General features: G+C 75.6%; 11 protein-coding genes. 7 read left to right on the forward strand and 4 right to left on the reverse strand.

The window, feature by feature from the left end; genetic code table 11:
• The first annotated feature begins 226 nt into the window (after positions 1–226).
• Both ACF053_RS18620 and ACF053_RS18625 read left to right on the forward strand, forming a co-directional pair.
• On the forward strand, positions 227–829 hold the full coding sequence (locus ACF053_RS18620; protein ID WP_391955135.1) for a TetR/AcrR family transcriptional regulator: 603 nt from the start codon (positions 227–229) through the stop codon (positions 827–829).
• Positions 830–1,235: 406 nt separating this feature from the next.
• Entirely contained in the window at positions 1,236–3,167 is a 1,932-nt protein-coding gene (locus tag ACF053_RS18625) for an AMP-dependent synthetase/ligase (RefSeq protein ID WP_391954918.1), read from the forward strand.
• 78 nt (positions 3,168–3,245) lie between these two features.
• Here the strand turns inward: ACF053_RS18625 and ACF053_RS18630 are convergent, their stop codons facing one another.
• Together ACF053_RS18630 and ACF053_RS18635 are read right to left on the reverse strand one after the other, a co-directional pair.
• Positions 3,246–3,650, reverse strand: coding sequence for a DnaJ family domain-containing protein (locus tag ACF053_RS18630; protein ID WP_391954919.1), 405 nt, complete (start codon positions 3,648–3,650; stop codon positions 3,246–3,248).
• Positions 3,651–3,961: 311 nt separating this feature from the next.
• Positions 3,962–4,165 carry a cold-shock protein gene (locus ACF053_RS18635; protein WP_008738468.1) on the reverse strand — a complete coding sequence of 68 codons (204 nt, stop codon included), beginning with the start codon at positions 4,163–4,165 and terminating at the stop codon, positions 3,962–3,964.
• 284 nt (positions 4,166–4,449) lie between these two features.
• On the opposite strand from ACF053_RS18635, the gene ACF053_RS18640 reads away from it, so the two are divergent.
• A complete protein-coding gene (locus ACF053_RS18640; protein ID WP_391954920.1) occupies positions 4,450–5,301 on the forward strand; it encodes a menaquinone biosynthetic enzyme MqnA/MqnD family protein in 852 nt (283 codons plus the stop codon).
• Positions 5,302–5,430: 129 nt separating this feature from the next.
• Here the strand turns inward: ACF053_RS18640 and ACF053_RS18645 are convergent, their stop codons facing one another.
• Positions 5,431–6,495: an alpha/beta hydrolase gene (locus tag ACF053_RS18645; RefSeq protein WP_391954921.1), complete on the reverse strand. Its 1,065-nt coding sequence runs from the start codon at positions 6,493–6,495 to the stop codon at positions 5,431–5,433.
• A 446-nt stretch (positions 6,496–6,941) separates the two neighbouring features.
• Between ACF053_RS18645 and mqnC the strand changes: the two genes are divergently transcribed.
• The 4 genes from mqnC (at position 6,942) to ACF053_RS18665 (ending at position 12,689) form a co-directional block, all read left to right on the forward strand.
• Positions 6,942–8,141: a cyclic dehypoxanthinyl futalosine synthase gene (mqnC, locus tag ACF053_RS18650; protein WP_391954922.1), complete on the forward strand. Its 1,200-nt coding sequence runs from the start codon at positions 6,942–6,944 to the stop codon at positions 8,139–8,141.
• 7 nt (positions 8,142–8,148) lie between these two features.
• The gene (locus ACF053_RS18655; protein ID WP_391954923.1) at positions 8,149–8,748 is read left to right on the forward strand and encodes an imidazolonepropionase-like domain-containing protein; all 600 of its coding nucleotides are present in this window, start codon (positions 8,149–8,151) and stop codon (positions 8,746–8,748) included.
• 338 nt (positions 8,749–9,086) lie between these two features.
• Positions 9,087–9,788, forward strand: coding sequence for a demethylmenaquinone methyltransferase (locus tag ACF053_RS18660; RefSeq protein ID WP_391954924.1), 702 nt, complete (start codon positions 9,087–9,089; stop codon positions 9,786–9,788).
• A gap of 336 nt (positions 9,789–10,124) precedes the next feature.
• A complete protein-coding gene (locus ACF053_RS18665) occupies positions 10,125–12,689 on the forward strand; it encodes a hypothetical protein (protein WP_391954925.1) in 2,565 nt (854 codons plus the stop codon).
• Between the two features lie 93 nt (positions 12,690–12,782).
• Here ACF053_RS18665 and ACF053_RS18670 read toward each other — a convergent pair whose 3' ends face one another.
• Complete coding sequence (locus tag ACF053_RS18670; RefSeq protein ID WP_391954926.1) at positions 12,783–13,322, reverse strand: GNAT family N-acetyltransferase; 540 nt, start codon at positions 13,320–13,322, stop codon at positions 12,783–12,785.
• Between the last annotated feature and the right edge of the window lie 57 nt (positions 13,323–13,379).

Raw genomic sequence — 13,379 nt, forward strand, 5'->3', positions numbered from 1 at the left:
CGGGTACGGGGCAGCGGCCCGTAGGCTTACGGGCTGCCGATCATGAGGAGGCGGGGCGCCGGTGGAGAGCACGGGTGGCACGGCCGGCGCGGGTGCCGCGACCGGCACGGGTGGGACGGGCGGCGCGGGCGGCAGGGCCGGTACGGGTGGGACGGCCGGTACGGGTGGCGCGGCCGGTGCCGGAGCACGGCCGAGGCGGCTGCCGCGGGCGGAACGCGAGCAGCAGATGCTCGACGCCGCCGTGCGCACCTTCGGCAGGCGCGGGTACCGGGCGGCGTCGATGGAGGAGATCGCCGAACTCGCGGGCGTGTCCAAGCCGCTCGTCTACCTCTACCTGCACTCCAAGGAGGAGCTGTTCAGCGCCTGCATACGCCGGGAGGCGGCCGCGCTGACGGCGGCCGTACGGGCGGGCGCGGGCGCCCCCGGGCCCGGCGTACCCGTCGAGCGACGGCTGTGGGAGGGGCTGACGGCGTTCTTCGCGCACACCGCGGACCACCCCGACGGCTGGGCGGTGCTGCACCGTCAGGCCCGCACCCACGGCGAGCCGTTCGCCGCGGAGGTGGCGGCGCTGCGGGAGGAGATCGTCGCGTACGTCACGTCCCTCATCGGCGCCGCGGCCCGCGAGGTCCACCGGGACCCGGGGCTCGCGGACGGGGACGTGGCCGGGCTCGCGCACGCCCTGGTGGGGGCGGCCGAGTCCCTGGCCGACTGGGCCAACGCCACGCCGGGCGTGGACGCCCGCGAGGCGGCCGCGACCCTCATGCGCCTCGCCTGGTCGGGCCTGGGGGACCTGGCGCGGGGCGGGGGCTGGTCCCCGGGGGCCGCCTGAACGCCGGCGCGGCAGGTGCGGACGGGGCATTGCCGAGAGGGGTGGGGGGCGGCTAACTTACCAACAAGTAAGTTGACTCGTCCGTCAACAAGCGTCCCCGCGCCCCGGCACGCCCCCGCTCCGGCACGGCCGCGCGCCGCCCCCGCGCCGCCCGGCACGACGACCGCACTCCGGCACCCCGCCTTCCGGCAACGACCGCCCTCCGGCACGACCGCACCCCGGCACAACGACCGCGCGCCGCCCCCGCGCCGCCCGGTACGGATCGCCCCGCCCCGCGGGAAAGCCCCCGTCCCCCGCCCCTCCCTGCCCCGTCCCCGTCCCCCTTTCCGCCCCGACCCGGATCCCGATCCCGGTCCGGATCCCGACCCACCCACAGCACCACGGCAGCCGACGCAAGGAGCCGCACGTGACAGTGGAACCGGTCCCCCCGCAGCGCGTCCTCGTGGACGGCGCGGTACGCGAGGCATCCGTCCCCGCCCTCGCCCCGCCCGTCACGGACGGCTCGCTCGCCGACATCCCCTTCGACAACGCCCGCGCGGAGCCCGCCGCCCCGGTCCTCGCCCGCAAGGACCGCGACGGCGTCTGGCGGGACGTCACGGCCGCCGACTTCGCCGCCGAGGTGCTGGCCGTGGCGAAGGGCCTGATCGCGCACGGCCTGCGCCCCGGCGACCGCCTCGCCCTCATGGCCCGCACCACCTACGAGTGGACGCTCGTCGACTTCGCCGCGTGGGCGGCCGGACTGGTCACCGTGCCCCTCTACCCGACCTCGTCCGCCTACCAGGCCCGCTGGATACTCCAGGACTCGGGCGCCGCCGCCTGCGTCGTCGAGGACACGGACCAGGCCCGGCTCATCAGCGCCGAGCGCCGCGCGCTCCCCGGCCTGACGCACCTGTGGGCCCTCGACACCGGAGGCGTCGCCACCCTCCGGCAGGCCGGGGCGCGGATCCCGGACGAAGTGGTCACCGCCCGCCGCGCGGGCCTCTCACCGGACTGCGTCGCCACGCTCGTCTACACCTCCGGCACCACCGGCCGCCCCAAGGGCTGCGTCCTGACCCACGGCAACTTCTTCGCCGAGGTCGACAACGCCGTCGAACTGCTCCACCCCGTCTTCCGGTCCGTCAGCACGGAACCGGCGTCCACGCTCCTCTTCCTGCCCCTCTCCCACGTCCTGGGCCGGATGGTCGCGATCGGCTGCCTGCGCGCCCGCGTCCGCCTCGGTCACGCCCCGTCGATCGCGACGGACGACCTCCTCGCCGACCTCGCCGGCTTCCGCCCGACCTTCCTGGTCGCGATCCCGTACGTCCTGGAGAAGGTGTACAACACCGCGCGGGCGACGGCCGAGAAGATGGGCCGGGCCGCCTCCTTCGACCGGGCGGCGGCCGTCGCCCGGCGCTACGGCGAGGCCGTCGAGGCGGCCCACCACGGCACCGGCCCCGGCCCCTCGTACGCCCTGCGCGGCGCCCGCGCCCTGTACGACCCGCTGGTGTACCGCCGCATCCGGGCGGCACTCGGCGGGCACGTCCGGTACGCGATCTGCGGCGGATCACCGCTGGGGCGCCGCCTCTCGGCGTTCTACGAGGGCGCGGGCATCTCCGTCTTCGAGGGGTACGGCCTGACGGAGACCACCGCCGCCTCGACCGTGACGCCCCCGCAGCGCCCCCGGCTCGGCACGGTCGGCTGGCCCCTGCCCGGCACGTCGGTGCGCATCGCGGAGGACGGCGAGGTCCTGCTGCGCGGCGGCCACGTCTTCACCGGCTACTGGAACCCCGACGGCCCCACCCCCACCGGCCCCGCCGCCACCCCGGCCGGCCCCACCGCCACCCCCGGCTCCGCCACCTCGGTCACCTCCGCCGAGGGCTGGCTCCCCACCGGCGACCTGGGCGCCCTGGACGAGGACGGCTACCTCACCATCACGGGCCGCAAGAAGGACGTCCTCATCACCAGCGGCGGCAAGAACGTCGCCCCGGCCCCGCTGGAGGACCGGCTGCGCGCCCACCCGCTCGTCGGCCAGTGCATGGTGGTCGGCGACGACCGCCCGTACGTCACCGCCCTGATCACCCTGGAACCGGACGGCCTCGCCCACTGGCGCCGCATGCACAAGAAGACCGACGTCCCCCTCGCCGACCTGGTCCACGACGACAGCCTCCGCGCCGCCCTGCAACGCGCGGTCGACGACGCCAACCGCCTCGTCTCCCGCGCCGAGTCCATCCGCCGCTTCCACGTCCTGACGGGCGACTTCACCGAGGCGGCGGGCCACCTCACCCCGTCCCTGAAGCTCCGCCGCGCGGCGATCACCCGCGACTTCGCCGCCGAGATCGACCGCCTGTACGCCCCCTGACCACCGCCGCCCCGGCCCCGCGCCCCGTGCGGGGAGCGCGGGACCGGGGCGCGCGGACCGAACGGCCGGGCGCGCGACCTACCGCTGGTCGCGGGTGGTGCGCCAGTCGGTCAGTACGGCTTCCACGTCGAACGGTTTCAGGTTCAGCGGGGGGCCCGGGGGTGGGCGGCGGACGGTGGCGGTGATCTTCTCGTTGATCTCCGCCAGAATGCGGCGCACCTGGGCCTCCGAGACCGCGCGGCCCACCGCCTCCAGGGCGTCCTCGGCCTCCTTGCGGAGGGCGAGCGTCGGGGGGAGGGCGGCGAGGCCCTCGCGGTGCATCTTGCCCTTGACCCACCACAGCTCGTCGTAGGGCGCGGTGTCGTCGGGGAGCGGCTTGCCGAGACCGGAGAGGTGCGCGAAGTCCCCGCGCTCCGTCGCCTCGCGGATCTGCCGGTCGACCCATGACTCGAAGCTGATCCCGGGGGGTTTCCGTTCGGTCATGGTCCCCAGCTTACGCAGGGAGGCAGCGGCCGGGCAGCCCTTCGGGGGAGGGCCGGTCGGCGGGGCCACCGGGGGAGGCGGGCCGGGTCCGCGGGTCGCCGGGAAGGCGGGCCGGGTCGGCGGGGCCGGTGGTGGAGCCGGCGCCGGGCCGCGGGCGGTGCCGGCCGGGGCGCGCGGTGGTGGGGCCGGCCGGGGCGGCGGGGCCGCCCGGGCGGGGAAAGGCAGAGGTCCCCCTCCCCGCACCAGGCTGGTGCGGGGAGGGGGACCCCTTGGGTACTGCTAAGTCGAGCGCGATCGCCGACCCTGGCTTATCAGGCCGGGGTGACGTTCTCCGCCTGCGGGCCCTTCGGGCCCTGCGTGACGTCGAAGTTCACGAGCTGGTTCTCCTCGAGGGAGCGGAAGCCAGACGCGTTGATCGCGGAGTAGTGGACGAAGACATCCGGGCCGCCGCCGTCCTGGGCGATGAAGCCAAAGCCCTTTTCAGCGTTGAACCACTTGACGGTTCCGGTAGCCATAAGCCCTCCTTGGGCCAAAGGGTTGCCCTGCTCCAGAACCTGCAAACAAGTCTGAAAACTACAAAAGCCTGCGGGTTACATGCTCCGCAGGCTCTGTACTGCAAGGGAAACCAAACTGCAACTTGCGTTGAGCGTAGCACGCAGAGTGCGGAGATGGGTAGAGGCGGAGATCACTCCATCGAGAGGTCATGCGGATGTTTGAACCGGCGGAAGCCGGATCATGGGCGCGGACCCCGTCCACCCGGTGAGACGCCGCAGACAGGAGGGGGTCTAGCCTCACGAGTGTGGACGAATCACAGCGGACCCGGCCCCGCGTCGGGCACATCCAGTTCCTGAACTGCCTGCCCCTCTACTGGGGGCTCGCGCGTACCGGCACGCTGCTCGACCTGGAGTTGACCAAGGACACCCCGGAGCGGCTCAGCGAGCAGATCGTGGCCGGCGAGCTCGACCTGGGGCCCGTCACGCTGGTGGAGTACCTGCGCCACGCGGACCGGCTCGTCGCCTTCCCCGACCTCGCCGTCGGCTGCGACGGGCCCGTCATGTCCTGCGTGATCGTCTCCCAGCTGCCCCTGGAGCAGCTGGACGGCGCGCGGGTCGCGCTGGGCTCGACCTCCCGGACCTCCGTCCGGCTCGCGCAGCTGCTGCTCGCCGAGCGGTACGGCGTCACCCCGGACTACTACACCTGCCCGCCCGACCTGGGCGTGATGATGCAGGAGGCCGACGCGGCCGTCCTCATCGGCGACGCCGCCCTGCGCGCCTCCCTGCACGACGCGCCGCGGCTCGGCCTCCAGGTCCACGACCTGGGGCGGATGTGGAAGGAATGGACGGGGCTGCCGTTCGTCTTCGCCGTGTGGGCCGTGCGGCGCGACTACGCGGAGCGCGAGCCGGCCGTCGTGCGCAAGGTCCACGAGGCGTTCCTCGCCTCCCGCGACCTGTCGCTGGAGGAGGTCGCGAAGGTCGCCGAGCAGGCCGCGCGCTGGGAGTCCTTCGACGCGGAGCTGCTGGAGCGCTACTTCACGACCCTCGACTTCCGCTTCGGTCCCGCGCAGATGGCGGGGGTGCGCGAGTTCGCCCGCCGGACGGGCGCGACCACCGGGTACCCGGCCGACGTGCGGATCGACCTGCTCCAGCCCTGAGGGGCCCTGCCCGGGCCCGCGCCCGGATCGGACGCGGGCCACGGGGTGTGGGACCCGCGGGCCGCCGGACGCGGGCCGCCGGACGCGGGCCACGGGGTGCGGGCTGCCGGGCGGGGGCCGCCGGGATGGTCAGCGAGACGGGATCGGTGCCTGCATGTGTCGGCTGATCCACTGGATCGAGCCGTCCTCCATCCCCTTCACGTACGTCTTCGCGTTGTGCCCGCCGTCCTGGATGACCTGGAGGCGGGTCTTCACCGGGCCCTTGCCGTAGTCGCGGATGAAGGAGCGCAGGTTCTGCAGGCCGGACTCGCGGGTGCCGATCTGGAAGGCCAGGTACACGTCCCGGTCCGGTGCGGAGGGCTGCGCGGAGAGGGCCTTGGCGAGCTTCTCCGGGTGGTTGGCGGCCTTCTCGGCCTCGTGCCCGGCCCACAGCGGCGAGTCCGGCACGGTGTCCGGCCCGGACGCGATGACCGCCTTGAACTTGTCCGGGTGCTTCAGCACCGACTTCAGTCCCACGAACGCGCCGGACGACGATCCCATGAACGCCCAGCCGTCGCGCGAGTCGAACGTACGGAAATTCGCCCTGACGAAATCGGGAACGTCCTCCGTCATCCAGGTGCCCATCTTCTCCCGGCCCGGGATGTCGCTGCCGTCGTAGTAGTACTCGTCATCCGGGTTCAGCACCGGCATCACGACGACGAACGGCAGGCTCTTGCCCTCCTTCGACCACCTGCTGATGCTGCTCTGCAACTTCAGGTCGGTGCCCATCCAGTAATTCTTCGGGTAGCCGTTGCCGCCGGGCAGGGCGATCAGCACGGGGAAGCCGCTGTTCGCGTACTTCGGCTCGAAATACTGCGGCGGCGCCCACACCCACACCTTGCCCGTGAAGCCGGACTTCCTGCCCTCCAGCGTCGTCACGCCGATCTTCGTGCCGTCGTCGACGGTGTTCTCGGTGGTGAACTCGGCCTTCGGGCCCGTCGGCATCAGCGTCCTCGGGGCTGTGCCCGCCGGACCGGCCCCGCCACCGCCGCCCTTGCCGGTGGCCCCGCCCGACGCGGACGGATCGGCCGGGGCGGCCGGGGCGGACGCGCCGGCCGGCGTGTCGAAGGAGACGGGCTCACCCGCGCAGCCCGCGGTCAGGACGAGCGAGCCGAGGGCGGCGACGGCCGCGAGCGCCGTGAGGGGACGTTTCATGGGTGCACTCCGGTGGAGGTGTCGGGTCGTGGTCGGGTCCCGGACGGGGCGGGGGTCGTCACGGACCACGGCCGGATAGATGGCGCGAGGGGCGGACGGGTTGGCCGTCCGGCGCGGCCAATCGCGGTGATCCCGCGCACCCCCGCCCGCCACGCTGGTGTCGGGAAGGGGGCGTACGCGTACGTCTGGTGGGCCGCGGGCCGGCCGACGTGGGTCCGGCGGGCCCGGGTCGGTGGGAGCGGGTCCGGCGCACGCGGGTCCGGCCGGCATCCGCACCCCGGGCCGCCCACCCCGCGCGGCGGGCCCTCGGCGGCGGACGGTCGCGGTACGCCCCGGCGGCGAACGGACCCGTCGCCCGGCGTCGCCCCGGACCGCGGGAACCGACCGCGACCCCCTGGCGTAGGCTGGTCCGGCCCGTCCACAACCTGCCGAAAGGTACGCAACCGGTGACCGAGAAGGCCGACCTCCAGTCCGTTCTCGACCGTGCCGCCGCAGGTGGGCGGATCACCCCGGAAGAGGCGCTCGACCTCTACCGCTCCGCGCCGCTGCACGCCCTCGGCGCGGCCGCCGACGCCGCGCGGCGCCGCCGGTACGCCGGTACGGAGCACATCGCGACGTACATCATCGAGCGCAACATCAACTACACCAACGTCTGCGTCACGGCGTGCCGGTTCTGCGCCTTCTACGCCGCGCCCAAGGACACCGCCAAGGGCTGGACGCGCGACCTCGACGACATCCTGCGCCGCTGCGCCGAGACCGTCGAGCTGGGCGGCACGCAGATCATGTTCCAGGGCGGCCACCACCCGGACTTCGGCGTCGAGTACTACGAGGAGCACTTCGCCGCCATCAAGAAGGAGTTCCCGCAGCTCGTCATCCACTCCCTCGGCGCCTCCGAGGTCGAGCACATGGCGCGCATCTCGGGCGTCTCCGTCGAGGAGGCCATCCGCCGCATCCACGCGGCCGGCCTCGACTCCTTCGCCGGCGCGGGCGCCGAGCTGCTGCCCGAGCGGCCGCGCAAGGCGATCGCCCCGCTCAAGGAGTCCGGCGAGCGCTGGCTGGAGATCATGGAGATCGCCCACGGGCTCGGCGTCGAGTCGACCTCCACGATGCTGATGGGCACCGGCGAGACCAACGCCGAGCGGATCGAGCACCTGCGGATGATCCGGGACGTGCAGGACCGCACGGGCGGCTTCCGCGCCTTCATCCCGTACACCTACCAGCCCGAGAACAACCACCTGAAGGGCCGGACGCAGGCGACGATCTTCGAGTACCTGCGGATGATCGCCGTCGCGCGGCTGTTCATGGACAACGTCGCCCACATCCAGGGCTCCTGGCTGACCGTCGGCAAGGAGGTCGGTCAGCTGTCGCTGCACTACGGCGCCGACGACCTCGGCTCGATCATGCTGGAGGAGAACGTCGTCTCCTCCGCCGGCGCCAAGCACCGCTCCAACCGGATGGAGATCATCGATCTCATCCGCAAGGCGGGCCGCGTCCCGGCGCAGCGGACCACGACGTACGAGCACGTCGTCGTCCACGACGACCCGGCGGACGACCCGGTCGACGACCGCGTCGTGTCGCACATCTCGTCCACGGCGATCGAGGGCGGCACCGCGCACCCCGAGCTGAAGCTGCTGAACGCCAACTGAGCCCGCGATGCTGACGCTCCACGTCGCCGAGGCGTCGCCCGGCACGGCGGTCCTGGTCGACGGCGCGCACGTCGCCGCCGTCGGCCCGTACGACGACCTGGCCGCCGCACACCCCATGGCGCGGGTGCGGCGGTGGCCCGGCATCCTCACCCCCGGGCTGCTCAACCCCTACGGGCCCGAGCTCCTGGAGCAGACGTACCACCCCGATCCGCGCGAGGCCGACGAGTTCGGCACCGAGCCGATCACCGGGGAGCGGGCGCGGGCCCTGTTCCGCGCCGACCCGTCGCGGCAGGGCGCCAGCGCCCGGCGCGGGGTGCAGCGCCTGCTGGCGCACGGGACGGTGGCCATCGCCGGCGAACTGCGCGGCCGCGCCGCCCAGGACGCGGTGCGCAGGGCCGGGCTCGCGGTCGGCCGGCGCCCGGCGGTGCTGCCGGGGCCCGCGTCGTTCTCGCCGGTGCCGCTCGTCCTGCTGCCGCCGCTCGTGCCCGGGGCGCCCGCGCGGTTCGCGGTGTTCGACGTGCCCGACCGGGCCGCCCTCGTGCGGCAGGGCGCCTCGACGTGCGTGGCCACCGTGGTGGCCGGCCGCCTGGTCCACCGGCGTCGCTGACCGCGCCGCCCCTCCGGGCGGGGCGGGCGGCGCACGGGCGGTACGGGCGGTACGGGCCGGCGCCGCGTGCCGGAGCGGCCGGGGGGCCGGAACCGCGTGTCCGGGGGGCGGGGGGTCGGGGCGCCGGGTGTCCGGTGGTCGGAGCGGCCGGTGGTCGGAGCGGCCGGGGGTCGGAGCGGCGCGACGGTGTGTCGGAGGGCCACGTCCGCGGGCCGGAGGGCCGCGTGTCCCAGGGCCGGAGCGGCCGCGTGCCCCGGACGGGAGCGCCGTGTGTCCGGTGCCGCGTCGGGGCCGTGCCCGCCGGGGCGCCGTCCCGCCCGCCTGCCACAATGGGGCGCGTGACGCGAGCAACCCTGGACAAGCAGCCGCACGAAGTCGCCTCGATGTTCGACGACGTCGCCGCGAACTACGACCTCACCAACGACGTGCTCTCGCTCGGCCAGGACCGGCGGTGGCGCAGGCAGGTCGCCAAGGCCGTCGACGCCCGGCCCGGCCAGCGGGTCCTCGACCTGGCGGCGGGCACCGGCACCTCGTCGCTGCCCTTCGTGGAGGACGGCGCGTACGTCGTGCCGTGCGACTTCTCCCTCGGCATGCTGCGGGAGGGCAAGAAGCGGCACCCCTGGCTCCCGCTCACCGCGGGCGACGCGACCCGGCTGCCCTTCCGCGACGGGGCGTTCGACGCGGTGACGATCTCCTTCGGGCTGCGCAACGTCCAGGACACGGACGCCGCGCTGAGCGAGCTGTACCGCGTGACCAAGCCCGGCGGCCGCGTAGTGATCTGCGAGTTCTCGCACGCGACCTGGGCGCCGTTCCGCACGGTGTACGAGGAGTACCTGATGCGGGCGCTGCCGCCCGTCGCCCGCGCGGTGTCGTCCAACCCGGACGCCTACGTCTACCTCGCCGAGTCCATCCAGAGCTGGCCCGGGCAGCCGGAGCTCGCGGCCCTGCTCCAGCGGGCCGGCTGGACCAAGGTGGCGTGGCGGAACCTCACGGGCGGCATCGTCGCCCTGCACCGCGGCACCAAACCCCTGGACGGGTAACGGTTTTGACGTCCCGTCCGGAGCCGGGAGGATAAGGGCCCGACCCGTCCACCGGCACCGGGAGCACCCATGGCGTCGTCCTGTCCGCACTGCGGGGCCTCATCGCCCCCAGAGGCCCGCTTCTGCATGAACTGCGGCCGGGAGCGGTCGACGCCGCCGGCGCCCGCCACGGCGCCGCCCCCACCCGCAGCCGCCCCGCCGCCCGCGCCGGCGGCGGCGCCGTCCGCGGCTCCGGCCGCCCCGGCGGTCCCGCCGCCCGGCCACGCGCCCGGGACGGTCCCGACGGCAGGCGCGGTCCCGCCGTCGGGTGCCGTACCGCCGCCCCCGCCGGGGTACGTGCCCGCGCCGGTCGCGCCCTCGCCCGCCGCGGAGTTCGCCCGCCGGGCCTTCCGCGGGGCGTGGGGCCCGGCCGTGCGCGCCGCCGCCTGGCCGACCGCCGTGCTGCTGGTGCTCGCCGTCGCGTTGTCCCTGCCCTCGTACGGCCAGGAGCCGGGTGAGGAGGCGCCCCTGGGCTGGGGCGACCGTTTCCGGGTGGCGCTGGCCCTGCTCCTCCAGGCGTTCGGCGGTGGCTTCGAGCTCTCCACGGCCGCGCCGTACGGCCCCGGTACGGGTGGGGACGGCGGCGGGTACGGCCCCGGTGGCTTCGGCTCCGGGCCGGGCGTCGGACGCTTCGGCTCCGATGCCGGGGGCTCCGATGCCGGGGGCTTCGGTTCCGGCTTCGGTTCCGGCCTCGGGGAAGGGGCCGCGCAGGGGGGCGCGGGACTGTCGCTGGTCCCCCTGACGGTCACCCTGCTGTGGGTCGGCGCCCTGTGGCTCGCCGCCCGCGCGCTGCGCGCCCGTGGTGCCGGGGTCGACGCGGCCGTACGCGTCGCGCTGCCGGCCGCGGGGGCCGTGCTCCTCCTCGGGCTGTTCGGCCGGCCGGAGGTCCAGGGCGTCGCCGTCTCCGGCTCACCCCTGGTCGCCGCGCTCGTCGCGCTGGTACTGGCCCTGGTGGTAGCGGCCGCGGTGCTGCTCCGCGAAGGGCTGGCCCGGTGGTCCGCCCCCCGGCCCGCCGCGGCCATGGCCCTGCGGGCCCTCGGGACGGCGGCGCGGGCGCTCGCCGCCGTCCTCGCGGCCGGGGCCGTCATCGGCCTGGTGACGTACGCGAACGCCGACGGCGTGGACGGCGCTGCGGTCCTGCCGGCCCTGGCGATCCTGCCCAACCTCGGTGCCGCCGTCCTCGGCGTCGCCTGGGGCGCGCCGCTGGAGTACGACGTGCAGGGCAGCCTCGGCATGCTCGGCTCCGGCGCGGAGCGCGGCGCCGTGGGGCTGTCGGAGATCGGCGAGGAGTGGGGCGGCTGGGCGGTGACCGGCCTGGTCGCCTTCGGCGTCGCCGCCGCGCTCACGGTCGGCCTGTGGGCCGCGCGCCGCTCGCCCGACCGGGGCGGCCGGCTGCTGACGGGCGGCGTGTTCCTCGCGGCGTACCTGCTCGTGGCCGGCATGAGCGGGATCGGCGTCCGGATGGCGGGCGAGGTCGACGGCTTCGGCGGCCAGGGCCGGTTCGAGGTGGCGCCGAGCGTGGCGGACGCGCTGCTGCTCGGTCTGCTGTGGGTGGGCGCGGCGGTCCTCGTCGCGCCGTACCTGCTGCGGTTCACCGGGCGCGGCAGCGGTGGCGGTGGTGTCGGCGGCGCCCCGTACGCGGCGGTCCCGCCGGGCGCCGCCCGCCCGGCGCCGCCGGCTCCGTGGAGCACCCCGGCCGCCGGTACGGCCCCGGCCCCGGTCGCCGTCCCCGGTACGGCCCCGGGGCCCGCTCCCACGCCCGATCCGGCGGCGCCCGGCTCCGGTGCGCCGTCCCCCGGCCCCGTGCCCGCGCAGGGCGGGGAGCCGGCCCGTGACGGGGGGCCCGCCCGGGGCGCCGGCCCCGTCCACGACCCGGTACCCGGCGCCGCCCACGACGCGACCCCGAGCCCCGTCCACGACCCGGTACCCGGCCCCGCCGGGGGCGGCCCGGGCGCGGCGTTCACCACGGGCCCGGCGCCCGCGCCGGGTCACCACCCGTACCCCGCCGACCCCGGCGGCACGTACCCCGGTCCGCATCCCGACGGGGGCCCGGCGATCGAGCCCGTGCCCGCACCGCCCGCCCCGAGGGCGCGGCGGCGGGCGGTGCTGCTGTGGGGCGGGGCACTCGTCGCCGCGTTCGCGGTCGGCGGCGGCGTCACCACGGGCCTGCTGGTGCTCGGCGACGAGCGGGGGTCCGCGAGCACCGTCCAGCCCGCCCCCGATCCGGACGCCAAGCCGGTGGGGGGCGCGAGCGGCGGTGCCACGCCCGCGGCGACGCGGGGGCCGGCCCCCGCGGTGACGCCGACGGCGAGCGCCCTTGAGGCGTCACCGGGGGAGACGACGGCGCCCGGTGGCTCGGCGGCGCCCTCGGCCGGCGCCCCGGACCCGTCGGCGGGCGGTGCGGCACCGACCGTTCCGGCGGGGTACGCGCTCGTCAGCGACGTCGAGGGGTTCGCCTTCGCCGTGCCCTCCGGGTGGGAGCGCGTCTCGGCGAAGCAGGGCCAGATCACCTACGCCGGCCCCACCGGCATGGCCCACTTCCTCGTCGGGGTCGTACGGAACGCCCCGTACACCTCCCTGGAGAACCTGACCGGCCTGGAGGCGAACTCCCGCAAGCGGAACGCCGGCTACCAGCGGGTGCGGCTGGAGGCGAACACGTTCCAGGGCCGGTCCGGCGCCATCTGGGAGTACACCTACCGCGACGAGTCGGGCGAGACCGTGCACGCGGTCGACCAGGCGTACGTCGCCGAGGACGGCACCGAGTACGCGATCTACTTCACCGCGCGGGAGCGTGACTGGTCGTCGGCCCGCGAGACCTTCGACGTCGCGCTCTCGACCTGGGCGCTGAACGACGTGGACTGAAGCCCCCACCGCACCGGTGCGGGCACCCGGCCCGCACCGCCGCCGGTACGGGCACCGCCGCCGGATCCACACCGCCGCCGGTGCCCGGCACCGTCACAGCCGCAGCCCGAACCGGTGGCACGACGCGCCGTCGCGCCCCGGGACCGGCAGGGTCTCCTCCAGGGCCATGCCCAGGCGCCGGGTCACCGCGACGGAGCGGGCGTTGCGGGCGTCGACCATGGCGACGACGTGGTCGACGCCCGCCGCCCGCACCCGCTCCAGCGTCTCGCGTGCGGCGGCCGTCGCGTACCCCCGGCCCCACGCCGGGCGGGCCAGGCGCCAGCCGATCTCGATGGCGCCCACCGGACCCCACGCGTGCGGCCAGGGCTGGGCGCCGGTGAAGCCGACGACCTCGCCGTCCCCGTCGAGCAGCGTCCACAGGCAGAAGCCGCGCTCCGCGTCGTGACGGCGCTGCCGCGCGGTGAACTCGTGGTAGACCGACAGCTCGGCGGGGCGACCGCCGTGGAACTCCATCACCTCGGCGTCGTCGAACACCCGGTGCCAGGCGTACGCGTCCTCCTCCGTGGGCACCCTCAGTCGGAAGGCCGGCCGGTCGGCGGGCTGGACCGCGGCGGCGTCGAGCAGCTCGGGCATCGGGGGTGGCCCTTCGGGTCGGGGAACAGCGGGTCCCCCTAGACTGCCCATGTCCAG

It is taken from the genome of Streptomyces kanasensis (genome assembly GCF_043077165.1).
GTDB lineage: Bacteria > Actinomycetota > Actinomycetes > Streptomycetales > Streptomycetaceae > Streptomyces > Streptomyces changanensis.

What these genes read in the sequence shown, in the direction of transcription:
- ACF053_RS18620 (WP_391955135.1), top strand. Translation starts at nt 227, where the DNA reads ATGCTCGACGCCGCCGTGCGCACCTTCGGCAGGCGCGGGTACCGGGCG.
- ACF053_RS18630 (WP_391954919.1), bottom strand. Translation starts at nt 3,650, where the DNA reads ATGACCGAACGGAAACCCCCCGGGATCAGCTTCGAGTCATGGGTCGAC.
- ACF053_RS18635 (WP_008738468.1), bottom strand. Translation starts at nt 4,165, where the DNA reads ATGGCTACCGGAACCGTCAAGTGGTTCAACGCTGAAAAGGGCTTTGGC.
- ACF053_RS18645 (WP_391954921.1), bottom strand. Translation starts at nt 6,495, where the DNA reads ATGAAACGTCCCCTCACGGCGCTCGCGGCCGTCGCCGCCCTCGGCTCG.
- ACF053_RS18655 (WP_391954923.1), top strand. Translation starts at nt 8,149, where the DNA reads ATGCTGACGCTCCACGTCGCCGAGGCGTCGCCCGGCACGGCGGTCCTG.
- ACF053_RS18670 (WP_391954926.1), bottom strand. Translation starts at nt 13,322, where the DNA reads ATGCCCGAGCTGCTCGACGCCGCCGCGGTCCAGCCCGCCGACCGGCCG.